The sequence below is a fragment of the Micromonospora sp. WMMD710 genome (assembly GCF_029626045.1).
Lineage (GTDB): Bacteria > Actinomycetota > Actinomycetes > Mycobacteriales > Micromonosporaceae > Micromonospora.
On sequence record NZ_JARUBD010000001.1, the window covers coordinates 4,597,472 to 4,620,524 of the forward strand.

At 69.3% G+C, this 23,053-nt stretch carries 26 protein-coding genes; 8 read left to right on the forward strand and 18 right to left on the reverse strand.

All coding sequences use genetic code 11. The annotated features are described in order from the left end of the window. Nucleotides 1-23: 23 nt before the first annotated feature. A complete protein-coding gene (locus O7620_RS21160) occupies nt 24-566 on the forward strand; it encodes a hypothetical protein (RefSeq protein ID WP_278124636.1) in 543 nt (180 codons plus the stop codon). Nucleotides 567-979: 413 nt separating this feature from the next. Here the strand turns inward: O7620_RS21160 and O7620_RS21165 are convergent, their stop codons facing one another. From O7620_RS21165 to O7620_RS21245, 17 genes are all read right to left on the reverse strand, one after another. Further along, the gene (locus tag O7620_RS21165; RefSeq protein ID WP_278124637.1) at nt 980-1,504 is read right to left on the reverse strand and encodes a GNAT family N-acetyltransferase; all 525 of its coding nucleotides are present in this window, start codon (nt 1,502-1,504) and stop codon (nt 980-982) included. Between the two features lie 395 nt (nt 1,505-1,899). Next, nucleotides 1,900-2,592: a hypothetical protein gene (locus tag O7620_RS21170; protein WP_278124639.1), complete on the reverse strand. Its 693-nt coding sequence runs from the start codon at nt 2,590-2,592 to the stop codon at nt 1,900-1,902. A 349-nt stretch (nt 2,593-2,941) separates the two neighbouring features. Next, nucleotides 2,942-3,193, reverse strand: coding sequence for a hypothetical protein (locus tag O7620_RS21175; RefSeq protein ID WP_278124640.1), 252 nt, complete (start codon nt 3,191-3,193; stop codon nt 2,942-2,944). A gap of 215 nt (nt 3,194-3,408) precedes the next feature. Beyond that, complete coding sequence (locus O7620_RS21180; RefSeq protein ID WP_278124641.1) at nt 3,409-3,825, reverse strand: hypothetical protein; 417 nt, start codon at nt 3,823-3,825, stop codon at nt 3,409-3,411. A 317-nt stretch (nt 3,826-4,142) separates the two neighbouring features. Continuing rightward, the gene (locus O7620_RS21185) at nt 4,143-5,285 is read right to left on the reverse strand and encodes a tetratricopeptide repeat protein (RefSeq protein ID WP_278124643.1); all 1,143 of its coding nucleotides are present in this window, start codon (nt 5,283-5,285) and stop codon (nt 4,143-4,145) included. 18 nt (nt 5,286-5,303) lie between these two features. Continuing rightward, nucleotides 5,304-5,975, reverse strand: a complete 672-nt coding sequence (locus O7620_RS21190; protein WP_278124644.1) for a hypothetical protein — start codon at nt 5,973-5,975, stop codon at nt 5,304-5,306. 135 nt (nt 5,976-6,110) lie between these two features. Further along, the gene (locus O7620_RS21195) at nt 6,111-6,902 is read right to left on the reverse strand and encodes a methyltransferase domain-containing protein (RefSeq protein WP_278124645.1); all 792 of its coding nucleotides are present in this window, start codon (nt 6,900-6,902) and stop codon (nt 6,111-6,113) included. A gap of 15 nt (nt 6,903-6,917) precedes the next feature. Continuing rightward, on the reverse strand, nt 6,918-7,280 hold the full coding sequence (locus O7620_RS21200) for a hypothetical protein (protein WP_278124646.1): 363 nt from the start codon (nt 7,278-7,280) through the stop codon (nt 6,918-6,920). 202 nt (nt 7,281-7,482) lie between these two features. Continuing rightward, nucleotides 7,483-8,994, reverse strand: a complete 1,512-nt coding sequence (locus O7620_RS21205; RefSeq protein WP_278124647.1) for an ATP-binding cassette domain-containing protein — start codon at nt 8,992-8,994, stop codon at nt 7,483-7,485. After that, complete coding sequence (locus O7620_RS21210; protein WP_278124649.1) at nt 8,991-9,980, reverse strand: branched-chain amino acid ABC transporter permease; 990 nt, start codon at nt 9,978-9,980, stop codon at nt 8,991-8,993. The genes O7620_RS21205 and O7620_RS21210 overlap by 4 nt, the downstream gene beginning before the upstream one ends. Continuing rightward, nucleotides 9,977-10,855 (reverse strand): branched-chain amino acid ABC transporter permease, encoded by an 879-nt coding sequence (locus tag O7620_RS21215; protein ID WP_278124651.1) that lies wholly within the window; start codon nt 10,853-10,855, stop codon nt 9,977-9,979. Before O7620_RS21215 ends, O7620_RS21210 begins: the two co-directional genes overlap by 4 nt. A 25-nt stretch (nt 10,856-10,880) precedes the next feature. Beyond that, nucleotides 10,881-11,693 carry a class I SAM-dependent methyltransferase gene (locus O7620_RS21220; RefSeq protein WP_278124652.1) on the reverse strand — a complete coding sequence of 271 codons (813 nt, stop codon included), beginning with the start codon at nt 11,691-11,693 and terminating at the stop codon, nt 10,881-10,883. An 18-nt stretch (nt 11,694-11,711) separates the two neighbouring features. After that, nucleotides 11,712-13,043, reverse strand: a complete 1,332-nt coding sequence (locus O7620_RS21225) for an ABC transporter substrate-binding protein (RefSeq protein ID WP_278124654.1) — start codon at nt 13,041-13,043, stop codon at nt 11,712-11,714. Continuing rightward, on the reverse strand, nt 13,040-13,600 hold the full coding sequence (locus tag O7620_RS21230; RefSeq protein WP_278124655.1) for a hypothetical protein: 561 nt from the start codon (nt 13,598-13,600) through the stop codon (nt 13,040-13,042). Before O7620_RS21230 ends, O7620_RS21225 begins: the two co-directional genes overlap by 4 nt. 24 nt (nt 13,601-13,624) lie before the next feature. After that, a complete protein-coding gene (locus O7620_RS21235) occupies nt 13,625-14,032 on the reverse strand; it encodes a roadblock/LC7 domain-containing protein (protein ID WP_203147233.1) in 408 nt (135 codons plus the stop codon). Beyond that, the gene (locus tag O7620_RS21240; protein WP_278127098.1) at nt 14,029-16,485 is read right to left on the reverse strand and encodes a nitrate- and nitrite sensing domain-containing protein; all 2,457 of its coding nucleotides are present in this window, start codon (nt 16,483-16,485) and stop codon (nt 14,029-14,031) included. The genes O7620_RS21235 and O7620_RS21240 overlap by 4 nt, the downstream gene beginning before the upstream one ends. A gap of 62 nt (nt 16,486-16,547) precedes the next feature. Next, entirely contained in the window at nt 16,548-16,763 is a 216-nt protein-coding gene (locus O7620_RS21245; protein ID WP_203147232.1) for a hypothetical protein, read from the reverse strand. Between the two features lie 364 nt (nt 16,764-17,127). Here O7620_RS21245 and O7620_RS21250 point away from each other — a divergent pair, with 364 nt between their 5' ends. Then, nucleotides 17,128-17,733: a hypothetical protein gene (locus tag O7620_RS21250; RefSeq protein WP_278124659.1), complete on the forward strand. Its 606-nt coding sequence runs from the start codon at nt 17,128-17,130 to the stop codon at nt 17,731-17,733. Here O7620_RS21250 and O7620_RS21255 read toward each other — a convergent pair. Then, entirely contained in the window at nt 17,723-18,169 is a 447-nt protein-coding gene (locus O7620_RS21255) for a hypothetical protein (protein ID WP_278124660.1), read from the reverse strand. The genes O7620_RS21250 and O7620_RS21255 overlap by 11 nt on opposite strands. 36 nt (nt 18,170-18,205) lie before the next feature. Between O7620_RS21255 and O7620_RS21260 the strand changes: the two genes are divergently transcribed. From O7620_RS21260 to O7620_RS21285, 6 genes are read left to right on the forward strand one after another with little or no spacing between them, the layout of a single operon-like run. Beyond that, nucleotides 18,206-18,793, forward strand: a complete 588-nt coding sequence (locus tag O7620_RS21260) for a metal-dependent phosphohydrolase (RefSeq protein ID WP_278124661.1) — start codon at nt 18,206-18,208, stop codon at nt 18,791-18,793. Beyond that, nucleotides 18,790-19,770: an aminoglycoside phosphotransferase gene (locus O7620_RS21265; protein ID WP_278124663.1), complete on the forward strand. Its 981-nt coding sequence runs from the start codon at nt 18,790-18,792 to the stop codon at nt 19,768-19,770. The genes O7620_RS21260 and O7620_RS21265 overlap by 4 nt, the downstream gene beginning before the upstream one ends. Further along, nucleotides 19,767-20,870 carry a radical SAM protein gene (locus O7620_RS21270; protein ID WP_278124665.1) on the forward strand — a complete coding sequence of 368 codons (1,104 nt, stop codon included), beginning with the start codon at nt 19,767-19,769 and terminating at the stop codon, nt 20,868-20,870. Before O7620_RS21265 ends, O7620_RS21270 begins: the two co-directional genes overlap by 4 nt. Next, the gene (gene tmk, locus O7620_RS21275) at nt 20,867-21,466 is read left to right on the forward strand and encodes a dTMP kinase (RefSeq protein ID WP_278124666.1); all 600 of its coding nucleotides are present in this window, start codon (nt 20,867-20,869) and stop codon (nt 21,464-21,466) included. The genes O7620_RS21270 and tmk overlap by 4 nt, the downstream gene beginning before the upstream one ends. Nucleotides 21,467-21,481: 15 nt before the next feature. Further along, nucleotides 21,482-22,318 (forward strand): endonuclease/exonuclease/phosphatase family protein, encoded by an 837-nt coding sequence (locus tag O7620_RS21280; RefSeq protein WP_278124667.1) that lies wholly within the window; start codon nt 21,482-21,484, stop codon nt 22,316-22,318. Beyond that, nucleotides 22,315-23,022, forward strand: a complete 708-nt coding sequence (locus O7620_RS21285; protein WP_278124668.1) for a creatininase family protein — start codon at nt 22,315-22,317, stop codon at nt 23,020-23,022. Before O7620_RS21280 ends, O7620_RS21285 begins: the two co-directional genes overlap by 4 nt. Nucleotides 23,023-23,053: the final 31 nt, after the last annotated feature.

Sequence of the window (23,053 nt, forward strand, 5' to 3'; positions counted from 1 at the left end):
ATGTCGTCGGAAAGCTATGCCTGATGTCCAACGCGTGGCGTGCCGCCTCGGTGCAGGAGTCTCTCTTCGGGGAGGGTGACCCTTTAGCCGGCCCTGAGCCCGTCCTGATGGCCCTTAATCCGGATTACTATGCACTTTTTTGGCGGCATGCGAAGGACCACGAGTTCCGTCGTAGGTTCATCCGAGGTCAAGCGACACGTTGGTTCGTTTACCTCACCGCGCCCGTGAGTCGGTTAGGGCCTGTCATCGACCTTGCGCCAGCGATCGTGGATTCTCCCGAGCGCATCGCCGAGATCGCTGAGCGGGTTCGCCAGGGCAACGGTTCAACCGTCCTCGAGTACGTCAAAGATCTTGATCAGGCTTTCGCCATTCCGGTTCGACGGATCCGTGAGTATCCGGGCCTCTCCGTGGCGGAAGTGCGCGCCGAACTCGGTCGCTTCCATCCGCCACAGGGGTATGTGCGCCTGCGTCAGCATCCTGGTCTGCTGCGGCTTTGCGAGAGGATCGCGGCTGGTGAGCCGGTTCGGGAGATGGCGATCGATGGCGAACATAGGCGTTGTGCTTGAACAGCGGTGCGTCCCGCCCCTCGTAGCGGCGGGGGCAGCACGGCGGAGCGACGGGTGGGCGGGCCTTGTCCTCGGGGCCGGTCCGAGCTGCACCCCGCGGTCCAGGCCTAGAGACCGGCGGTCATCACTCATAGCCAGAATCCAGGAAGCCGTCGCCGCCGCGCTCGTCGCTCCCGCGGGTGGACGCCGACGAGTTCGATCGGACGAGGCTCAGCAACCCTGCACCCCGTAATCGGTGTACGGAAGATGTGGCGCCTCGCCACTGGTCCACGTCTATGTCAGACGTGGTACTGCCAGCTACAGCGAGACCAGCAACGAGCTGTTGGCCCGGCAAGACACCTAGCTTGGCAGGTCCGCGGTCGGTCTGCTTGCCCGGCCGTCGACCTGCACGGGGCGATGAGGAGCGGAAGCCCTCACGCGTCAGGGCGCAGTGGCGGGTGCCCGCCACGGTGGAACTCGAACCGCTCCTGCACCAACCCGTACTGCTCGAACGTGCCGGCGAATACCGCGCCCGCCCGCGACAACAACCGCTTGGATCGATCGTTCGCTCGTTGAGTCGTAGCTATCAGCAGGTTCTCATCGAGGTTCTCGAAGAACCAGACGCGGATCAGCTCGACCGCTTCGCCGGCCAGCCCGTGCCCCCAGTACGCGCGCCGGAGCTGGTAGGACACCTCCCACGGGCCACGCTTCCGCGCGAGGCTTCCGCTTCCAACGACCTCGCCGCTCACGCGCCCGACGATCACGAACTGGCCCCACGCCTGGGCGCTGATTTTCTGCATCGCGTTGGCTGCCGCGACCGTCGGATCGATCGGACCGCCGATGTATGAACGAACGTGCGGGTCGGTAGCCATCTCGATCAAAGCTGGCTCATCGCCGTAACCCGGTGGCCTCAACCTCACCCGTTCTCCTTTAGGCGAGAACGACAGCCAATCGGTCATCGGACAAGCCTGACAGACGCACCGCCTGAGCACGATGCCGACAGGCCAGAACCGACATCATCGATGCGGCGGTTCGTTTGGGAATCACGGTGTCAGCACCGCGTGCAGGTGTTGCCGGTCCTCGACGGGCAACCCGAGTGCGTGATCAATGTTGGCCAGCAGTCGGCTGCTACGCGCGGGTCGCGTCGGGTCCAATCGACGCGCACTGCACGCCGTTGGCCCGCCGCGAGCCGCAGCGCTTGACTGGATCTACGGACGGCACCGGGCCTCGGTCGTCAGGCCGCACCCGGCGGTCCGGTAGAGCAGAGCCTGAAACAGGCCGATTTCGGACAACGGTCTCTTCAAGTATCGGTTGCTGTTCGGGTGGGCAGGGACCCGTCATTAGCCGGGCTACCTCAGGGTTGCGTGGAAGGTGTTCCGGTGTCGTTGGTGGCGTGGCCACGCTCGAGGATCAGCACGCAGGAGAACAGGCCCGGCCGGGTACCGGACACTTGTTCGCGCGCGGAGAGGAGTTCACCGGTGCCGGGGTTGATGATGAGCTGCGTCGTGGAGCCGTCGGCGGTCACCGTGAAGCCGAGGCCGGCCCGTCCGGCGAGGTCTGTTTGCTCGCCTTGATAGGCGATGTTCGGTACGGCGGCTAGGACGCGCAGAGTGGCCTGGCGCTGGTCCTGGTTGAGGTATTGATGGATGGCGAGGCCGGTGACGCCGTGGACGAGCATTCGCGGGTAGGCGGGCCTACCGGCCAGTTCGCGCGGGGCCAGCGCGCTGGCGAGCGCGGTGGCGTCGGTGGGCAGCGGTTCGGTGAGGTACGGCTTCAGGTCGCCCGCGAGGTATGGGGTGGTCGTCTTTTGGGCTGTTGCGAATTGGCCGTGCTCGGCCCGGGTCGGGCGGTGGGCGAGGCCAGGCACGTCGGGGAGCCGGCGGGTCACCTCGCGGCCGGAGTCGTCGGCGTCGCGGCGCCAGCGCCTAAGGTCGGTGCGGGTGATCTTGTTGGTGGCGCGGGTCCACGACTGGGTGTGCAGGTAGGTATAGGGCAGTCCGGTGGCGGCGTCGGCGGGTGTGCTGCCGACGTTCCCGGCGAGGGCCATCAGGCGTTGGTGCGGGGTGAGGGCGGGATCGGTGGCGGCCGTTGGAGGCGTCGTGGTGCTTTGCTGCCGTGGTGCTACGGACGCAGGTTGCGGGTGGCCTTGGCCGGCGGGGGTGCTTGATTGGCAGGCAGTAAGCAGGACTCCGAGAGCGCTCGCAGTCAGCAGGTGGGCAAAGGCAGTCCGTCGGGGCTTGGGCATCGTGGTACTGATTCCTCGCTGGATCGGTAAGTGGTCAGAGGCTGTCGCTGGCCGGCTTCGGCATTCAGACGGCCCGGCTGTGGTGTCGTCGGTGGCAGTTGGGACGTAAGCGCGCGTGCGCCGCTCGTTGTGTTTCCGTTGGCTGTAGGCGCTAGGTGGCATTGCGGAGCAGGTTGGTCAGTTCCTGTTGGCCGCGGTCGGTGAGCATGGCCGTCAGGGAACGCCGGTGTGGCACCTGCCGCAGGTGTCCGTCGGCGAGCAGCACGTTGAAGGTGTCGCGGACGGTGCCCTCTGAAGTGCCCTCTGGAGGGGTGTCCACCATGGCGGCCAGCTCACGCACCGTCCATGTCCGTGTGGGATCCTCGAGCAGCGTCGTGTAGATGCGGCGCCGCTTGCCCGCCATCGACCTACCGTCCGAGCGCAATTTCTCACCGCCTGGTCAGATTGGCCTGCCGCGCAGGACAGGGTCACGGTCACTGGGCGATGTGTCGGTCGCGATAGGCGTCTCCTCAATCGGCTGGTCGGAGACGTCGGCGGGTAAGCCGATGGTGGCCGCGGCGAGCCACCCGGCGTTATGCCGACCGGCGTGCGTGGTCGCCGGCTTCGGGGAAGTCAGCATCAGGTGGTCATGCGGGCGTGGAGGGTGACGTTGCTGCCGACGCGTAGCAGGACCCCCGGGTCCTGCATGAGTCTCTCGAATTGGTCGAGTTCGGCCTTGGTAAACCCGACAGTGCCGGTGAGCTGATCCCGCAGGTGCCGGGCGGCGTGGCGGTAGAGGGCGCATCCGGGACCGCCGCCGCGGATGGTCTCGGTGTGGGTGGTGGCGCACACCTGGTCCATGCCCAGGGCGACGAGTAGCCCGATGGTGGCGTCGGTCGAGGGAGAGGCCGCCGGAGACGGAGTGAGGGCGTGGATCGCCCGGATAACCAAGTCGATGACGGTGGTGCCACCCGGGACAGCGCTGTAGACGATCGGCGGGGCGACGATGGTGCCGGCGAGGACGAGCCAGCCTTCGGAGCGGAGCAATGCGGTCATCGGTGCGATCGCGTCGAGTTGGTCTGGCTGACGGTGGGCGAGCACAATGTCAAAGCTGCGTGGATCAGCGGGTAGATCCGTCCCGCTTGGAGCGTCGACGGCGGTGAGGTGTCCGCTCGGGCCGACCAGCCGGGACACGTGCGCGATGTCGGCGGCGCCGGTGAGGTCCAAGACTCGGTGCCCGGTGCTGACGTTGACCCGGTCTAGTTGGTCGGTCAATAGTCGCGTGAGTGTTGTTTGTGCCGCTGTGCGCCACTGCTGTCCGCCGATCGGCGCGTCGGTGTCGTTGTTGTGATCAGCGTGGCTAGTGCTGTGAGTCAAGGTGTTGAGCTCCCCTTGGTGAGTGCCGCCGCGATGTCGTGCGGCGGGTCGTCGATTCCGGCCGGGTGGCCGTGGCGTTGGTCGACGCAGGTGGCACGCATGCGGTTCAGTTCTTGGCGCAGGCGCGGGCCGTCGCGGTGGCCTGGGTGCGCGGCGCGGTGCTCGGCGGCGGCCCGGGCGAGGAGTTGGCGCGCTTGGGCGCAGTGCCCGTCTTGATAAAGGGCGAGCGCGAGAGTCGCTTGGGCGGCGAGGGTGGGCAATGCCCGGGGGCCGTCGGCGGAGGTGTGGTGGCGGATGAGATCGCGGTAGCAGTCGGCGGCTTCGGGGAGGTTGCCAGTACGGCGGTACGCGGCGGCGAGGACCTTAAGCGCGGCAGTCGCCTCCGGTGACGTGGCACCGCGCAGACGACGTAGGGATCGGTGCGCCCACCCGGCCCATGGCAACGCGGCGTTGGGGTCGCCGTCGGCGAGAGCGAGTTCTGCGAGTAACGCGGCAGAGTTGGCAGTGGCGACGTCCAGGGCGGAGCTGTCATCGGTGGGGTCGGTGTGCAGCAGGCCGGTGTGCAGAACCTCGATGGCGCGTGCACGATCACCATGATTGGCGCGAGCACGGGCATAGTTGAGCCGTTGAGCCGGGGACATCCGCGGTCCGACGAGCTGCCGCGGGTTGGACCGCCACGTGAAGTGCAGATCGCTGGGCGAGGCACCGACTGCGACCCGGTGAATGCCGCCGGGGGCGTACGCGGCAGCGGCATCGATCTTGTCCTTGGGCACGAGGTGCGGGGCGCGGTGCAGCACCGCCCGGGCGACCGCGTCGCGCAGCGACTGCGCCGGCACGGGTGTCCGGCCGCAGGCCGGCATGCATAGGTAGACCGGCGGGCACTTGGGAAGCTGCACCAGGATCATCGGGTGGTGGCAGTCATGGCAGGTCACCAGTCCCGGTGGGATTGGTGCGGCTGGCATCGCGCGGGCTCGGGCCACCCACTCGTCGATCGTGGCCTGTGACAACCCGCGCTCGCGGGCCACCTCGGTGATCGCATGGTGCAGGTCGTGCTCTGCGGCACGCTTGAGCGTCGCGGCGACCGCGTCGGCAACGAACGCCGGCGTCCATGGGGTAGCCGGTGAGGTCCGCGACGGCATGGCCTGTTCCTTCCCTGATCAGGTGGTTCTCGCGGTTGACAAGCCACTCGGTGCTGGCCATGAGGGCGTTGCCTGGGTGCAGACGGCGCGGTGGTTTTCACCGGCGGGCGTCTGAGCGATGTTCGTGACGCGGGCGCGAATGGGATCGCCTTTGCGCAGGTAGCGGCCGGCGATGGTCGTGGCGGCGGCGAGGCAGCGGTGGGCGACGTCGTGCCACCCGCAGTCGCGGTAGAGGCACGCGAGTTGTGTGAGCGTTTTCAGGCTGACCGCCGCTTCGGGTCCGTGCCGTTGTCCGGCAGCGATGTAGACATCGGCAAGGTCTCGGATTGCTTTCTCACAGTGGCCGACGCGGTGGTGTGCCTCGGCCATGCCGGCGCGGGCGTACAGGGTCCGCTCGTGGCTAGCGCCGAGTTCGGCGGTGGCGAGGTCGACCAGGTCGCGGTAGGCGGTGACGGCCTGGTCGGCGTGTCCGGTCAGCGCGGCCAGGGGTGCCATCATCGCCGTCGCGTCGAGGCGCTCCGCGGGATGATTGCTGCGGTGAGCGAGCGTGTGGGCGTAGACCGCCCACTGGTAGGCGTCATGGAGATCACCGAGCGTCTGTCGTTCGGCGGCGTGGTCGATTGCCCTGCGAGCGGGCGTCTGGGAGAGCCCTCGCGCTGGTTGCGGTGCCCGGGGCATTGTGAGGTGCACGGGTTATTCCCTTGCGTTAGTCGACGGGCTGGCGGGGACTGTGGGGCTAGGCGCGAGCCGCCGGCAGGTGCCCACTCACGTCGGTGTGCCTGCAGTGGCGGCCGGGCGCTGAGGTTTCGTTCTGGCGCGGGCGCGCTAGTGGGCGGGGGCTTGGGCGATGGTGGAGGTGAACTGGTAGGAGCGCAGCACCACCATCGGGTCGGCCATCAGCTCGGCGAAGCGGTCCAGGTCCTCTTCCGTCGCACCGTCGACCAGCAGCTGGTCGGCCAGTTGGTGGACGTTGTCGGCGTAGAGCTGGCAGCCGGGGCCGCCGCCGGTCCAGGTGCGGGCGGTGGTGCGGGCGTGTACGTGGTTCATCCCGGCGTGCAGCAGCAGGGAGGCTGCCCTGTCGCCCCAGTGCAGGTCGACGCCCTGGCTGGCGAGGACGTCGAGGACGCGGTGCACAACGGTGGCGAGTAGTTCCGCGTCTTCGGGGGAGGGCGCGCGGTGCACCCACATGCGGGAGTAGACGATGTCGCCGAGGACGAGCCATCCGCCCGGCTTCAATAGGGGCATCATCTCGTCGAGCAGATCGGTTCGGTTGGCAAGCGGCGCCAGGGCGCAGCGCGCATTGATCAGGTCGAACGGCGCGGCTTCGGCGGGTAGTTGCAGCCCGTGGCGCAGGTCGCGTTCGTAGACGTGGACGATCGCGGTGGGGTCGAGCAGTTTCGCGTTGCTGTCCACGGCGACGACACGACCCGACGATCCGACCAGGCCGGCGAGGTGACGCGTGAGCGAACCGGGTCCGGCGCCGACATCGAGGACGCGCTGCCCATCCTTGATCCCGATGCGGGTGAACTCGCGTGTCGTGATCGGGTCGAACACGTTCGGCAGGTCTCGGGGCGGCGTGCTGCTGGAGATCTGGTGGCGCTGGTGGGTGGACGTCATTGGTTCCTCCTGGGTTTAGCCCTGGTTCGCGAGAACGCTGGTGCCGTTGTGGGTCCAGCGCAGCTCGACGGATTCAGGGCTCTGGACGAGTGCCTGCTCGACAAGCCGGATCAGGTGTTGGCGTAGGTCGGCTCGGGTGGACTCCTGCCATCGCTGGTAGGTAATGAGTGGCCGGGTTGGCGCGGTGCGCCGGTCGTAGGCGGCGGCGAAGCCGACAACGAGTGCTTCCAGATGCGCCGCGTCGTACAGGACCCCAGGGCAGAAGCAGACATAGAACCGGCGACGCGGGGCAGCGGCGTAGGGCTGGAGGTACTGCTCGCAGGTGGTGCAGCGGGCCAGGTCGGTAAGCAGCCAGAGGCTGGTGTCGTCGTCGTTCACGATGTCACCGCCTTTGCCTGCTTGAAGGTGGGTGGGGTGGTCGGCGGCGCCGTTCGGGTCGGCGACGCCAACCACCCACCGCCGCCCGCGCTGGATGCTCGGACGGCGGCCCTGCACCTGGTGGGGCCGGATCCGCCGGGTGCAGGGGCGTACGCGAGGCGCGGAGGTCGCCTCGCCGGGCTGCGGACGGTGGCGCTGGCGGTCATCGTGGGGATCCCGTGGGTACGGCAAGCACGTCGTGCAGCCGGTCGGGATTGGCACGCAGGTCTGCTGTGGGGGCGTGCAGGGCGATGGTGCCCCGGTCGAGGACGGCGACGTCGTGCGCGATGTCGAGGGCGAGGGCAAGATTCTGCTCGGCGAGCAGGACAGCGCTACCGGTCGCGGCGAGGCTGGTGATGATTTCGGCGAGCTGGCCGACGATGGCGGGGGCGAGGCCTTCGGAGGGTTCGTCGAGCAGCAGCACCTGCGGCCCGGCGAGCAGGGCGCGGGCCAGGGCGAGCATTTGCTGTTCGCCGCCGGAGAGTTGGTGGGGCCGGTGGTGACGGCGCTCGGCCAGCGCGGGAAACAGGTCGAGGATCTGCCGTGCGGTGATGGTGCGGGTGCGGCCGGGCTGCGGTCGGGGCAGCGCGAGGTGCTCGGCGACGGTGAGTCCGGCGAACAGGCGGCGTCCTTGTGGAACGAGGCCGATGCCGGCGCGGCAGCGGCGGCGGGCATCGAGTCCGATTACCAGTCGGTCGTGCAGGAGGATCTCGGTGCCCGGCAGGGCGGGGTTTAGGCCAGCGATGGTGTTGATCAGAGTGGTCTTGCCGGCGCCGTTGCGGCCGACGACGGCGCTCACCCTCCCGGCCTGCACATCGAGGGTGACGCCGGTGAGCACGGGTGCGCCGTGGTGCCCGGCGCGCAGGTTGCGCACCCGCAGGACGGGCGGCGCAGCTGCGGGCGAGTCGGTGGTGACCCCCGGCGTTGTGGGCACGTGGTTGGTGGTGTCTGCCTCGGCGAGGTACACGCGGCGCACGTCGGGGTGGGCCCGCACTTCGCTGGGGGTGCCGGTGGTGAGGTGTTGGCCGTGGTGCAGGACGGTGACGGTGTCGGCGACTGCGGTGACGAAGTCGAGGTTGTGGTCGACTAGCAGCACGGCGATGTCGTTGGGCAGTGCGCGGATCAGCTCGGCGAGGCGGGTGACCTCGGTGGTGGCGAGGCCGGCGGAGGGTTCGTCGAGCAGGAGCAGTCGGGGCTGGGCGGCCAGGGCGACGGCGACTTCGAGGCGGCGTTGGTCGCCGTACGAGAGTTGGTTGGTGGTCCGCTGGGCGTGCTCGGCCAGCCCGACCTGGTCCAGGGCGTCCAGGGCCGCCGCCAATGCGCGGGGCTGCAGGCGCAGCGCGGCCAGGTGCTGCCCGGGCACGGCGAGTAGCACGTTCTGCGCGACGGTCAGCGGCCGGGCGAGGGCGGGGTGTTGCCAGGTGCGGGCGATGCCGGCGCGGGCGCGGCGGTGGGCCGGCCAGCGGTGGATGTCGTGTCCGGCGTAGTGGATGCGCCCCGACGTTGGGCGCAGGGTGCCGGCGATCAGGTGTAGCAGGGTGCTCTTGCCGGCGCCGTTGGGTCCGATGAGGGCGTGCCGGGCCCCGGGGTGCAGGTCGAGGCTGACCTCGTCGACGGCGCGGCGGGCGCCGTAGGCGCGGCTGACGGTGTCCAGTCGCAGCAGCGGTGTACTCATGTCCGCTCCCGATCGCGTCGGGTGACAAGCCCGACCAGCCGGTGTCGGGGCAGGTAGGCCAGGGCGAGGAAGCTCAGGCCGAGTAGGGTGCTCCCGTGGCCGCTGAGCAGGCCGCCAGCCCAGTCCCGGGCGGCCACGAGGAGGATCGCGGCGGCGCAGGCGCCGATCATGCTGCCGGATCCGATCAGCGCGGCGGCGAGGGCGATCGCGGATACGCCCATGGCGGCGTCGGCGGGTGAGACGTATCGGGTCACCGCAACGAGTAGTGCGCCGGCCGCGCCAGCGATGGCACCGGCGAGGGTGTAGGCGGCGAGAAGGAGTCGGCTGGTGTGGTGGCCGTTGGCTTGTACACGGGGCTCGTGGGCGGCGATGCCGCGCAGGAGCAGGGCGAAGCGAGTGCGGGTAAGGACGATGACCGCGGCGCCGATGATCAGGGTGCACGCGAGGACGTATAGGTACACCCAGCCGGGCCGGACCATCGGTGCCAGGCCGGGCAGCGCGATCACCGGTGGGGTGTGGGTGCCTTCGCTGCCACCCGGTGCCCACTGGCCGGCGGCAGCGTGCACGAGTTCACCGAGCCCGAAGGTGACCATAAGGAAAGTTGTGTTTCGGACCCGCACCGCGAGCACGCCGGTCACGGCCGCAGCGACGGCCCCGGCGGCGCTCGCCGCGAGCAACTGAACCGGACCGAGACTGGTCACCGTGGCGAGGGTCGCGGCGATGTACGCGCCGACGACGAGGTACGCGGCCTGCCCCAGCGGTGGTTGCCCGGCCAGCCCCACCAGTACTTGCGCGCTCATCGCGAGCACGGCCATGACCAGGGCGGTGGCGGCGAGCGAGACGAGGTAGGCGTTGACCATCCACGGCAGCGCCACGGCCGCCGCGATGACGATCCCCGAAGCGATGGGTACCAGGCGCGCCGCCCGGCCGACGGGTCGGTGTTCGGTCGTGGCGGTGTTGGGTGCGGGTGTGAGGGTGGTGGTCATGCGGGCCGTCCCGCAAGCGAAGGGCGGTGCCGGACGGTGAGAGCGACCAGCATCGCGGCGGCAAGGACAAACGCGGCGGCGCCAGGAACGAGAGCGACGCCAAGCGTGAGGGTTTGTCCGACGCCGAGGGCGGCGAGTAGGGCGCCGCGGATGCTGCCGAGGCCGCCGACGACGCAGACGATCAGCGAGTTGACCAGGATCGTGGTGTCCACGCCGGGGGCCGGGCCGATGACCGGGGCGCCGAGCACGCCGGCGGTGACCGCGAGGACTCCCCCACCGACCAGCACGGCGGCCCTAGTCGTGCGGGTGCGTAGTCCGGTGGCGGCGGCCATGACGGGGTCGGCGACCACGGCCCGCACGACCGCTCCGGTGCGGGAGCGCTCGATGAGCCAGATCAGCAGCACCACGATCAGGGCGGCGACTGCGATGAACGCCAGTCGGTAGACCGGGTACTGGTAGCCGCCGAGGCTGACCGACCCGGCGAGCGCGCGGGGTGGGTCGACGGAGCGCGGTTCGGCGCCGAACACGGTGCTGAACTGGTCGGCGGCGATGTACGCCACCCCGAGGGTGGCGAGCACCTGGTCCAGCGGCCGGTCCGTGAGGGGGCGCACGGCGGCGGCGAGGCCCGCGCCCCCGAGTGCGCCGATCAGGATCGCGGCGGCGAGGGCCAGGCCGAGGCCGGTCCAACCGCCATCGGCGAGGTGCCAGGCGAGGTACGCGCCCGCGAGGTAGAGGGTGCCGTGGGCCATCGAGAACACCCCGGCCACGCCGAAGATCAGCGTGAGTCCGGCTGCGATGACGAACAGCAGCAGTCCGTACGCGACTCCGTCCACCGCGGTGATCGTGTAGGGGTTGACGAGCCCGCTCAGGCCCACGGCACTCCTCCTTTCCGGACGTAGGTCAGGCGGAGGCGAGGCGCCGGCCGATGGTGGTGTGCATCAGGTAGCCCGACAGCATCAGCTGCGGGTCCATCAGCACCTGCCGCAGCTCGGCCAGGTCATGGCGGCTCATGCCGGCGGCGACCAGGTCGGCTTCGCGCTGGATGGAGTTGGAGTGGTGCAGTCGGCAGATGCCGGTGCCGCCGCGCCACGAGCGGGACTCGATGCGGCTGTCGACGTCGACCAGGCCGAGGCGCAGCATCACCTCCGGCGCCCGCTGCGCCCAGCCCATGTCCGCCCCGCGGGACTCGCCGAAGGCGAGCAGGGCGTCCTGGAACCGCTCGATCAGCTCGGTGGCCCGAGGGCTGGGGCTGCGGCGGATCATGTCCCGCCAGGTGCAGTCCCAGTCCGCTACCACCATCGCGCCGCCCGGGGCGAGAGCGCGCGTCAGGTCGGCGAGGACCTGCTCCCGTTCCGGCAGGTGCATCAGCACCAGTCGGGCGACGATCGCCTGCTGCGACCCCGCCGGCAGTTCGATGTCGCGGATGTCGCCGGCCTTGACGGTGACGTTGGGACCCTCGGGGATGTAGCGGGGGTCGAGGTCCACGGCGGTGACGTGCCCGTCTGGGGCGACCTGGTCGGCCAGCCAGGTGGTCAGCGTGCCCGCCCCGGCGCCGATGTCCGTGACCTTCCAGCCCGGCCCGACCCCAAGCTCGGACAGGGTCCGGCGGGTGCCAGCGTCGAGGATCTCAGCGAGGTGACGCAGCTGGTTGGCGGCCTCGTCGGTGGCGTTGTCGAACATGTATCCGGCATGCTGCGTAGCGGTCGTGGTCATGATTTGTCCTTCCTGATTTCAGGAGCCGAGGGTGGTGAGCGTCTGCACGGTGCGGTTGACCCACACCTGCCCGTCCTGGGCCACTTCCCGCAGGTAGTACGCCTGGACAGGGGTGTGGTTCGTCGGCCCGAACTGCCAGGCGCCCCGAGGCGAATCGATCGACCCCACCCGCGGCAAGGCCGCCGTGAGCGTCTGCGAGGTCAGCCCGGTGGCCGCCGCACTCGCGGCGGCAGATGACGCGGCCGGGCTGCTGCTCGCAGGGTTGCTGGGTACCGGTGCGGTCGCGGTGGGTGTGGCTGCGGGGGCGTCGGGCTGGGCGAGTGCTTCGGCGATGGCCCTGTCCAGTACCAGGGCCGCGTCCCAGGCGCAGACGTGGTAGACGTTCGGCAGCTTCCCCTCGTTGGCCGAGGTGAACCGGCGCACGAAGTCTCTGTTGGCCGCGTTGTCCAGCGTCGACGAGTAGTTCAGGGCGGTGTAGATGCCCTTGGCCTGCTCCTTCAACGCCGCCAGTGGTGCGCCTTCGGTGAGGAAGCCCGAGGCGTACAGCGGCGTGGTGATGCCGTATTGGCGGTACTGCTTGACGAATTCGATCGCGGACGCGCCGGCGTAGAAGGTGTAGACGGCCGCCGGCTTGGCCTCCTTGATCTTCGTCAGGTACGGGGAGAACTCGGTCGTCGGCGCCGGTGCCCATGGCGTCCACGTCGGCTCTCCACCCGGGTTCGCCAACTGCCCACCCGCCTTGCGGAAGGCGGTGACGAAGCCGCCGATCTGGTCACGGCCGCCGATGTAGTCCGGGCCGATCACCCACACGCGGCCGTTGCCGACCGTCATGCGCAGGTAGCCGGCGATCGACGCGCCGGTCTCCTGGCTCAGCCACGACGTCGACCACAGGTAGGTGGGATCGGCGATCGTGGAGGGCCGCCCGCCCATGCCGATCAGCGGCACCTTGGATTCGTTCAGCAGCGGATACAGGGTCTGCACGGTGTCGGCGGTTCCCCCGCCGACGAGGGCGAGGACTTTGTCCTGCTCGATGAGCTTGCGCGCCGAGGCGAGGGCGGTTGCTTTGCCGTCGCCCTCGTCGGCCTCGATCACCTTCACGGGTCGGCCGCCGAGCTTGCCGTCCAGCTTCTCGAGGGCAAGCCGCCACCCGGCGGCTTGGTCGTCACCGATCGCCTTGTAGGGGCCGCTCTTCGGCACGATCAAGCCGATGCGGATCTCGGTGGCGGTGGTGTCCGCGTCGCTGAGACTCGATCCGGCGCAGCCGGCGACAGCGAGGAGGGTGGTGGCAGCGATGGAGGCGGTCGCCGTTCGCCAGCGATGGTGCCGGCGGCCGTTTGGTTGAGGAGTCACGAGAGTCGACGTCCTTCCGTTCTGAGGGGATGGTGCGAGGGCCGTGCGTGGTGCTGGGGTGGTACGACAGGGCTGGCCGAGCGGTGCAGGACGGCCAGGACGGAGGCGGGTTCCGTGGCGTCGCAGGTCAGGACCGGCACCTGCGCGCTGACCTGTAGGGCATCGCGGATCTCGTGGCGGTTGCGGGTGCCGCCGAGCGGCCGGTTGATCGCGACCAGGTACGGCAGATCACGGGCGTCGAGGTAATCCATCGCCGGATAGGACACCGGCAGGCGGGTGGTGTCGACCAGCACGACCGCGCTGGTGGCGCCGAGAGCGAGGTGGTCCCACATCCACCACCAGCGCCGCAGCTCCGGCGTCACGTGCAGGACGACGGTGGCGCCGGTGGACAGGGTTGCGTAACCGATCTCTCCGACCTCTCCCGGCTGGCCGGGTAGCGTCGAGCGGCCACGCTGAGCGGCCCGCAGAAAGCAGGACTTGCCCACACCCGCGCCGCCGGTCACCAGCACCTTGACCGTCGGGGCGGCACGTCCGATCACGCCCGAGTCCGCGCTCATGCTCATCGCCGCCCGCACGCCGGCTCAGCCGGCCGTTCGCGGCCCTGGCCTGACCGCGTCGCCGATGCGCGTCGCCATGGTGGCCAGCTCGTAGGCGACCTGCGAGGGGTCGCAGTCGTTGCGAGCGAGCGCCGCCAGAGACGACCCGTCGGGCACCTGCTGCACGACGAGGATCCCATCTCGCATCGTCAGCATCTGGAAGTGCACGCCGCCGGTCTGCAGCAGGTCGGTGGCCCCGCGCGCCAGACTGACCAGGCCGGACACGATCGCCGCGAGTTGGTCACCGCGGTCGGTGTCCAGCGCATCGGTGCTGGCCAGCAGCAGGCCGTCGCCGGATACCGCGACGACGTGAGCCACTGCGGGTATCTGGTTGGCCAAATTGTTCAGAACGGTGGACAGCTGCGCATTGCGAGCAGTAGTGGCGAGGCTCATCGGCGTTCTCCTGTCGAGAGGGGAGCAGTGGACGGCGCGGCTCGCAGGCCGCGCATCGTGCCGGCGACCTGCGCCCGGATCGCCGCCGGGTCGATCTGCACGTAGGGCTCCGAGGGGGTCCGCTGCGCCGGGAGGCCACCGGGGACGACGTGCGCCTGGGGACGACGTTTAGGCAGACCGGAGGGAGTGCGTCCATCGGTTGCTGGTTCGGCGGCGGACGCCGCCGCTTGCCAGCCCGCGTCGGCATCGGTGCTGAAGCCACGCTCGTCGCTGCGGGGCGGCCACAGCCATGGCGACTGGGCTGCCATCGCCTGAAACATCGGTGGATCGGGCGGTCGCGGCGCGCCGACCGGCAATGACATCGGGCCCCGCTGGCGGGGCACGGGCGGCAGCTCCATCGTCGCGTCCGTTTGCGGGGGTGCTGGTGGCGCCGGCACCAACGGGGTCTGCCTGGTCGGACCGGTCCAGCCAGTCCCCGTCCACGGCGCCGCGACCGGATGAGCGGCCGGCGCGGGAGCCGGCCGCGTCGGGCGTTGGATCTGGCTCGGTACGACGATCTCGCGTACGTGCACCCGGGTGACGTATTCGGCCGGCACTATGACCTCGGCGGTGACGCCGGTCGGCTGGGTAGCACCTAGGCGTACCCGCACCCCGAACTCGGCCGCCAGCCGGGAAATCACGACCAAACCCATCTGGTCAGTGACCGCAACCTCCATCTCCGGGCTCGCCAACACCGCGTTGGCACGGGCGAGTTGCTCCACACCCATCCCGAGACCGGAATCGGTAACAAGGATCTGCACGTCATGTCCCAACCACCCCGCGAACACCCGCACCTGCGCGGCAGAGAACCGGGTCGCGTTGTCCAGCAGCTCCGCGAGGATCGACTTCACGGCGTCAACCGCGCGGGCGTCGACCTCGACCTCGACCAGTTGCTCCATCGTGATTCGGACGAAGCCCTCGATCTCCGACAACGCGGCGTTGACCAAGTCCGCGAGCACCACCGGATGCGGCTGTGACTGGCCTGGGCCACCACCGGCAACAATCAGGAGATTCACCCCAAAGCGACGCAGCCGGGTCGCCTGCTGGTCAGCGGCGAACACCATCTCCAACCGATCCGGGTCTTCCTCGTCACGCTCGAGACGATCGATGCTGCCGAGCAGTTGATCGGTCAGCGCCTGTACTCGCCGGCCGACAGAGGTGATCATGGCGCTGACCAAGGCGCGTCCCCGTGCCTGCCCCACCGCCGCGTCTACCGCCGCGGCCAACACCAGGTTGAACGCGTTCGCGACCTGCCCGACCTCGTCCCGGCCGACAACCGGCACCGCCACTCCATCGGTGCCCTTGGCCAGCCGCTGGGCCGCCGCCGGATCCGATGTCGCTCGGAGCCGCGCTACCAAGGCTGGCAGTTCCACGTCCGCGACTCGGCGTGCGCCCTGCTCTAGCGACGACAACTGCGCAACCAGCGAACGGGCCACGCGCACCGCCGTCACCGCGGCGACCAGCAACATCACCAACAACACCGCGGCTTGCACCGCCGCCGCGCGCACCTGGGCCGTCCACAGATCATCAGCGGCAGCTGCGATGTCAGCGTTTACCGCTGCCTGTACCTGGGCCAACAGGTCTGCCCGAGTGGTCATCACCCGGCTCCATTGCTCGGCGCCGCCCGGAAGCCGTACCGGCTCATACACGCCGGTGCCGGAGACCAGCCCGTCCAGGCGCACCGCGGCGAGGACGTCCGCGCCGGTCAACGTCCGCCCTAACCGCGCTTTCCATGACGGGCGCGCCAAGGCGTCGAACTCGCGCAGCGCCTCGTCCTGGCCGGACCGGGCGGCCACAATCTCCGCGTGCAGCGCCGGGGTCAACCGGCGCGCCGCCACTGCCTGCAACACCGCCACCTGCTGCTGACCCACCGCCTCACGGGCCCGCGACACCGCTGCCGACGCCCGCATCTCATCCGCCAACTGCGGTTCGACACCGCTCTGCGCCACCGCCGACAGCAGATCACCAAGATCAGCGAGAACGACCCGGTACCCGAATGCCACGGCGGACAGCGCCACCGGGCCGTCGCCGCGCACCCGCTGCCGCTGCGCCTGCACATCCGCCAACCCGGCGTCAGCGCGCGCCAGGACAGCGCGCACACCCCCGGGCGGGTCTTCGAGTTCTCCTCGCAGCACCCGGAATCGGGAGATCGCCTCATCGGCGCGCTGCACGGCCCGCTCGAAATCCGCTGGCGTCACCTTCGACCCCGGCAGCAGCAGACCCACTGCGGTAATCCGCTCCGCCTGCAGTCGCTGAGTCACCTCGGTCGCCGACGCACCGACGGAGAACAAGTCCCCGGCCCCCTCGGCGGTCCGGGCTTCCCCCACGGAGGACCACAGTCCGAAACCCGCCGACACCATCGCGACGAGCACAGTCGGCAGCACGATCAGCGCGGCCTTCCACCGCACCGACATATCCGCCAACCGGCGGCCCACTCTGACCCGTGAGACCCGCATCGCACCGCCACTGGCCGCGCTCACACCGCCGCCCGACTGTCCGTGGATGCGGCCCGGCAGCCACGCCTGCTCCACGCCGTGTCACGGGGCGAGCGCCGCCCGGTCGCCGACAGGGTCGCCGTAGCAAGCGCCTGCTCGTTGACGGGTCTGCCGGCGGAGAGTTGCCGGCCGGTCGACACCAGCAGCTGCGGCGCGATGGCCAAATGCGCCACCAGCGGCGTGATCAGCAGAGGCATGAACCTCCTGGCAACAGGCACGGCGAACCTTCCCTCGGTGAGTTGGTATCGCTGGCTGGTGTGTACAGCGCAGCAGCGGCGATGACGCCGGCATAGAGCGACCTAAGACGAAATCGATCAATGTCGGCCAGCCCTGCCAAGCAGTTTTGACAATCCGCCAACATTCCCGGCATCAGCAACATCCGTCGAAGATGAATGTCAGCGGATTGTCGGAACTGGATGACATCCCTTATCGACACCACCGGTGGCGCCTTTTGATGTTTGAGTCACCGCCCGCGTCGACTGAGCAGGCGATGAGGGACCGCAGCCGCGATGCGGCGCGACGGTCCGTCGTGTCCACGACCCCCTTGGGAGGGCATGCACCATGACCAGTTCATCCATGCCAGAGGTCGACGAGGTTGGCCGTCGCGCTGCCGAGATCCTCGACAAGATGCAGGAGCACCCGGCCTACGGCCGGCTGCAGAGCTCGTCGATGAAGTACTCCACCTGCTGGGCCACGTTCACCGGCTACCCGGCTATCAGCCGTTGGTCGTTGGAGCGCGATGCCGCTCCGCTGCTGGACGAAGCGCTGCGCGTGCTGGCGCTCAAAGCAGCGGTGTTCGAGCTTTCCGGGGGTGACGAGCGCGCCGCTGAACTGCTGGTGCCGGCGCCGGTGGACGAAATGATCCACGCCGTGCTGGCCCAGTTCACGCTGATGACGCGCCTGCAGCTTGACTTGGGCGTCGTGTTCCCCCATGCCACCGAGTTGGAGGAGTTCACCTATACCCGCGGCGGCATCACCGACGCCTACTACGCCGCCGCCGGGTGGGGAGAGCAACCACTGCGGTACTGGCTGGACTCGGCCGAGGTAAACCGACGTCTCAACCTGCTCAACGAGCACTACCAGGCGGCCGGCCTCGGCCGCGACGGACGCAGCCACGACTTCGACTTCGACCCCAACGAGCCGGTCGGCGCCGGGGTCAGCGGTTAGCCAACTCCACTGATAGCACCCGCCGCAGGGCCGTCACCGCCTTCTTCGCTCCGAAGCGTTCGGCGGCTAGCCGCTCGGCGCGGGCAACAGCGGCGAAGATCCCTTCGGCGGGTGCCTGCCGCAAGACGGCTACGAGCCAGCCTTCCAGGTCCACCACGTCGGCAGGCATCTCCAGCGCCGCCGCCGTCGGCGTCGGTCGGGGCGCCTGATCGGGGACTAGTTCCCCCTGCGAGGCGTACCGGCCGGCGGGAAGGCCCACCCGGAACGGATGAACGCAGACGGCGACCCCGTCCGCGGTTGCCCGCCACCCGAGCGCAGGTCGGTACGCGAATTCGGGTCCCGGCCGGTCGATGACATCGAACTGGCCCGGCCCCAACTGCTGAGCCGGACACACCACGCAGGTCTGTTCACACCACTGCGGAAGGGGCCCCGACATGCCGCCGATCGTACGGCAATCAGGAGGTACCAGGGTATGACGGTCTTATCGCCTCCCCGCCCCGCCGCCATCGCCCGCGCCCTCCGCGACGCTCGAACGTGGTGCGCGGGACACACCATCGACGACCGGCCAGCCCTGGTCCACGCGCTGCGCGTCGCAGTGACCATCGGGCAACACGTCCCCGCCCCAGCACAGGACGTCATCATCGCCGCACTCCTACACGACGCACCGGAATTCGCCCCGACAGAGCGGGACGTCTACCAGACCCTCACCGCTGGCTACGGGACCGAGGTCACCCGGATCATCGCCGCCCTTCAGGTCGAACACCGCGCCCTTGACGAACCCGACCCGCCCATCCGCGTCGACGACCAACCGGTGCTACTCGCCTCCACCGCCGACAAGATTGTCGCCCTGACCTCGCTGCTACGCCGGGCCCAAAGCACCGGCAACGCACCGGACTTCTTTGACCGGCGCCCGGTGCTATGCGGGCTACTGCCGCACTTCCGGGCCTTCCAACGCGCCGCACATCCTCGGCTGCCCGCCAGCATGTCGGCGCACCTCGACGCCGCCCTCACGCCGCTCGAGCGCGCCACTGCTGCTGCACAGCGAGTGGGTGCGCGGTGAGCAGCGACAGGCTCGACGAGCAGCTCTGCACGCAGCTACGAGGCGACCTGCTCGCCGCATCACGACGAGTACCGACGCGGCGACACATCATCCAGACATGGGAGCTGTCCTCGGTAGAGCGCTGGTTCTTCCCCGATGACAGCAGCCTGATCTGCAAAATCGCCACTACACCGTTCACCGGCGAAGCGACCGTCCTTCACGCGCTCAACAACCAGCAAGCCCCAGTCCCGCTGCTGAACGGCTACACGATGCGCCCCGACGGGGTGGGCATGCTGATGGAAGACCTGGGCGAGGCGAGCCGGACCGCGACGTTCGCGGAGGCTGCCGCCACGGCCCGATGGGTTCACGCCGCTGCGGGCATCCCCAACCTCCCGATCTTCGACGAAGCGGGCCTGGCGCGGCTACCAGAGCAAGGACTCGACGCGTTAGACCAGCTCCGTCGACAAGGGCGCTTCACCCACGACGCGGAAGGGATCGAGGCGGTGCTGCAGCGACTCGCTGCCACCGCACGACACAGAGCCGACGGTGCCGAGCGACCACCGTTCGGACTGTGCCACGGCGAATTCCACCGCACGTCGCTGCACGTCAGCCGCGCCGGCTGCCGCGTCGTCGACTGGGCCAAGGCATTCACCGGACCGGGCCTACTCGACCTGGCCACCTGGTTCGGCACCCGCACACCCACCGAACCTCGACTCCTCACCAAACTCATCCACGCCTACGTCGCCGCAGGCGGCCATCCCGACGCCGAAGCCGACCGGGGCGGGCTTCCCGCTGCCCGATGGGCGCTGGGCTGGCACCGGGTGTGGGCAGCCTGGTGGCTGCTCACTACCGCCGCCGCTGGCCACCACCCTGCCTCCGCCGATCGGGGCCATACCCAAGTCGTCCTCCGGCAGCTCCAAGGCGCCGCGGACCTGCTCGGAGCACCGCCGCCCATTAGCGCCAGCCGCCCATCACTTACTACAGGAAGATCCTCGTGAAGCGCCTCGTCGTGGACACCCACGCCTCGTCCTGCTATTTCCGCACCTCCGTCGGTGGCGACGGGCGCAAGGCGTTGGTGCAGATCACCGAACGGTGCAACCTGCACTGCGCCCACTGCTTCGTCTCGTCGACTGCCGCCGGGTCTGACCTGTCCCGGCTCGATTTCACTACCCGCGTGCTGCCGCGGCTGCTCGAGGCCCGCGTCGAACGCCTCACGCTCACCGGGGGCGAGCCCTTCGTGCACCCCGACCTGATCGCCATGTGCCAGGCAGTAGCCGACCGAGGACTACCGGTGGGCATCTGCACCAACGCGACGCTGACCCGCGACGCCGACATCGACGCCCTGGCCGCCCTCGGCAACGTACACATCAACGTGTCCTTCGACGGATTCCGGCCCGAAAGCCACGGCAAGTTCCGCGGTGACCGGTCGTCGTTCGACACTACTGTCGCGACCACCCGCAAGTTCGCCGACGCCGGGCTGCTCAAGGGCCTGCTGTCCACGCCCAACGCGCTGACCACGCCGGAGGAGTTCGCCGATCTGTGCGCGTTCGCCGTCGACGTCGGCGCCGAATACGTGCTGATGAACCCGCTCTCCTCCTTCGGACGCGGAGTGAAGAGCCGCGGCAAGCTCGCCGCGACCACGACTGCCATGAACGCGATCCGAGCGGTAACCGACCGTTTCGCTGACCAGCTCGATCTCGTGCGCATTCGCTTCCCCAACGACAACCTGCCGCTGGGTGGCTGCGACGCCGGCAAGCTGATCTACGTCTTCGTCGACGGGCAGGTCGCCGTATGCCCCTACCTGGTCTTCGCCGCCCGCACGCCCGCCTCCGCGCACCGCGACACCGAGTTCCTGACGGGCAACATCCTCGACGGGGAGGCCGCCCCCAGCCTCGACGCCTACGACTTCCACACCCGCTACCAACTCGGCGCCAACCCGACCTGCGGCTCCTGCAAGATAGCCGGGCAGTGCGGCAAGGGCTGCCCGGCCGCGGTCGTCGCCGCTGGTGGCCGCATCGGCGACGTCGACACCGAGCAGTGCCCCATCACGGCACCCAACGGCCGCAGCTTGCTGCCGCTGTCCCCATCGAAGGGGTGAGCAGTCTGTTCATCGCCGTCGAAGGGCCTAACGGAGTCGGCAAAACCACGATTGCCCGCCTCCTGGCCGACCGTCTCGCCGAACTCGGATCGGCCGGGGTCCACCTGACCGGCGAGCCCACCCGCACACCCCTGGGCCAACTCCTGCGTCGGCAGGAATCCTTCCTGCACGGCAAGGCCCTGGCCCTCGCCCTGGCCGCCGACCGCGCCGCGCACATCGAAACAGAGATCATCCCTCGCCTCGACGACGGACTGCACGTCGTCACCGACCGGTACGTCGCCTCCTCGCTAGTGCTGCAACGCATCGACGGGCTCGACCTCGGCGAGATCTGGTCCTACAACCGCTACGTCCTGCCCGCCACCGTCATCTACCTCGAAGACCACCCAGAGGTCATCCGCACCCGCCTGGCAGCCCGGCCACACCTGACCAGGCTGGAGCTCGCCGGCTCACCCGAGAAGGAACTCGCCCTCTACCGCGAGGCCGCAACCCACCTGCACCGGCAGCAGTGGCGCCAACACGTCGTCGTCTGCCACGGCCTCACCCCCGAGCAGGTCGTGGACACTATCCTCGGCCTGCTACCCGCCGACGGCCCCTGACCAGCGAGGCTCACCGTGCTGTCCATCCTGACGATCAACGTGCAAGCCGCGGCGCTCACACGCGCGCAGAACCTGCTGACCTGGCTGCTCCAGCGCGACGACCACCTGATCATCCTGACCGAAACCAGCAACGGACCCGGCACCCGCCATCTGCTCACCGGCCTTCGCGCGGCCAGGATGTTCGTCACCCACCAGCCCTCACTCGACGGCGACCGAGGCTGCGCTATCGCCAGCCGCATCCCGACCCGGCCCGCCCCAGACCTCACCGCCGGAATCAGCCTGCCCGGCCGCGCCCCCGCCGTCACCCTGGACACCCACCCCGACGTCACAATCCTCGGCCTCTACGTCCCCTCCAGCGACCGGGCACCAGCCAAACTCGCAAAAAAACGGGCCTTCCTCACCACCGTCACCGACGCCCTGACCCAGCTATCCGCCGACGACCGCGCACACCTCGTCGTCGGCGGGGACTACAACGTCATCAGCCGCGACCACCAACCCCGCTACCCCGGCTTTCGACCCTTCGAGTACGAGTTCCTCGACGCCCTCACCGCACTCGGGCTCGCCGACATCCACCGGACGTTGCACCCCGAAGTGCAGGCACACAGCTGGATAGGCCGAGCCGGCAACGGATACCGCTTCGACTACCTCCACGCCGGCCCTGGGCTACTGCCCCACCTGGTAGCCGCCGCCTACCTGAACCAACCTCGCCTTGAAGGCCTCACCGACCACTGCGCGCATAGCGCCGACATCGACACGCCGCCCGCCGGCGGGCGCGGCGCCGGCACTCGCAACACCGAGGCTCCTTTGACGTCACGCACGTATTCCCAAACGAGCGGCAGGATAGGCGGGTGACCCTCTGGACAATCGCCACGGCGGCCGACGAAGCCAGCCGCCGAGCGACGGTCGCCGTCCTCCCCATCGGCAGCTTTGAACAACACGGCCCACACCTGCCGCTCGCCACCGACACCATCGTGGCCAGCGCCATCGCCACCGCGCTCGCGGAACGCTACGGCCTGTTCCTACTTCCGCCAATCACCCTCTCCTGCTCTCACGAGCACGCCGGGTGGCGAGGAACTGTCAGTCTCAGCTCGACCACGCTCACCGCCATCGTCAACGACGTCGTGGCGTCCCTCCACGGGCAAGGAATCGACCATCTCGTGCTCGTCAACGGACACGGCGGCAACTACGTGTTGTTCAACGTCGTCCAAGAGGCCAACACCGACCGGCCACGCCTCGCGCTGTTCCCAGGTCGCCAAGACTGGGACCAAGCACGCCACGACGCCGGACTGCACAGCACCACCCACGACGACATGCACGCCGGAGAGATTGAAACGTCGATCCTTCTCCACGCCGCACCGCACACCGTCGGCCCGGACAGCGCCACGGCCGACCACCTCACGGAACGGCCTCACCTCCTGACACTCGGCATGATCGCCTACACGAGCACCGGAGTAATCGGGCAACCGTCATTGGCCACCGCGGCCAAGGGACAGGCCGTGCTCGCCAGCCTTGCCCGCAGCTTCGAGGACACCCTTGCCATGCTCACCCGTAAATAGGCGAGCAGTCGCGCCTCGCGAGACAATCCTC

Excerpts from the sequence above, each read along its gene's own strand:
- O7620_RS21160 (WP_278124636.1), top strand. The coding sequence starts at position 24 with ATGTCCAACGCGTGGCGTGCCGCCTCGGTGCAGGAGTCTCTCTTCGGG.
- O7620_RS21165 (WP_278124637.1), bottom strand. The coding sequence starts at position 1,504 with ATGACCGATTGGCTGTCGTTCTCGCCTAAAGGAGAACGGGTGAGGTTG.
- O7620_RS21170 (WP_278124639.1), bottom strand. The coding sequence starts at position 2,592 with ATGGCCCTCGCCGGGAACGTCGGCAGCACACCCGCCGACGCCGCCACC.
- O7620_RS21175 (WP_278124640.1), bottom strand. The coding sequence starts at position 3,193 with ATGGCGGGCAAGCGGCGCCGCATCTACACGACGCTGCTCGAGGATCCC.
- O7620_RS21180 (WP_278124641.1), bottom strand. The coding sequence starts at position 3,825 with ATGACCGCATTGCTCCGCTCCGAAGGCTGGCTCGTCCTCGCCGGCACC.
- O7620_RS21185 (WP_278124643.1), bottom strand. The coding sequence starts at position 5,285 with ATGCCGTCGCGGACCTCACCGGCTACCCCATGGACGCCGGCGTTCGTT.
- O7620_RS21195 (WP_278124645.1), bottom strand. The coding sequence starts at position 6,902 with ATGACGTCCACCCACCAGCGCCACCAGATCTCCAGCAGCACGCCGCCC.
- O7620_RS21205 (WP_278124647.1), bottom strand. The coding sequence starts at position 8,994 with ATGAGTACACCGCTGCTGCGACTGGACACCGTCAGCCGCGCCTACGGC.
- O7620_RS21210 (WP_278124649.1), bottom strand. The coding sequence starts at position 9,980 with ATGACCACCACCCTCACACCCGCACCCAACACCGCCACGACCGAACAC.
- O7620_RS21220 (WP_278124652.1), bottom strand. The coding sequence starts at position 11,693 with ATGACCACGACCGCTACGCAGCATGCCGGATACATGTTCGACAACGCC.
- O7620_RS21230 (WP_278124655.1), bottom strand. The coding sequence starts at position 13,600 with ATGAGCGCGGACTCGGGCGTGATCGGACGTGCCGCCCCGACGGTCAAG.
- O7620_RS21235 (WP_203147233.1), bottom strand. The coding sequence starts at position 14,032 with ATGAGCCTCGCCACTACTGCTCGCAATGCGCAGCTGTCCACCGTTCTG.
- O7620_RS21240 (WP_278127098.1), bottom strand. The coding sequence starts at position 16,485 with ATGTCGGTGCGGTGGAAGGCCGCGCTGATCGTGCTGCCGACTGTGCTC.
- O7620_RS21245 (WP_203147232.1), bottom strand. The coding sequence starts at position 16,763 with ATGCCTCTGCTGATCACGCCGCTGGTGGCGCATTTGGCCATCGCGCCG.
- O7620_RS21250 (WP_278124659.1), top strand. The coding sequence starts at position 17,128 with ATGACCAGTTCATCCATGCCAGAGGTCGACGAGGTTGGCCGTCGCGCT.
- O7620_RS21255 (WP_278124660.1), bottom strand. The coding sequence starts at position 18,169 with ATGTCGGGGCCCCTTCCGCAGTGGTGTGAACAGACCTGCGTGGTGTGT.
- O7620_RS21260 (WP_278124661.1), top strand. The coding sequence starts at position 18,206 with ATGACGGTCTTATCGCCTCCCCGCCCCGCCGCCATCGCCCGCGCCCTC.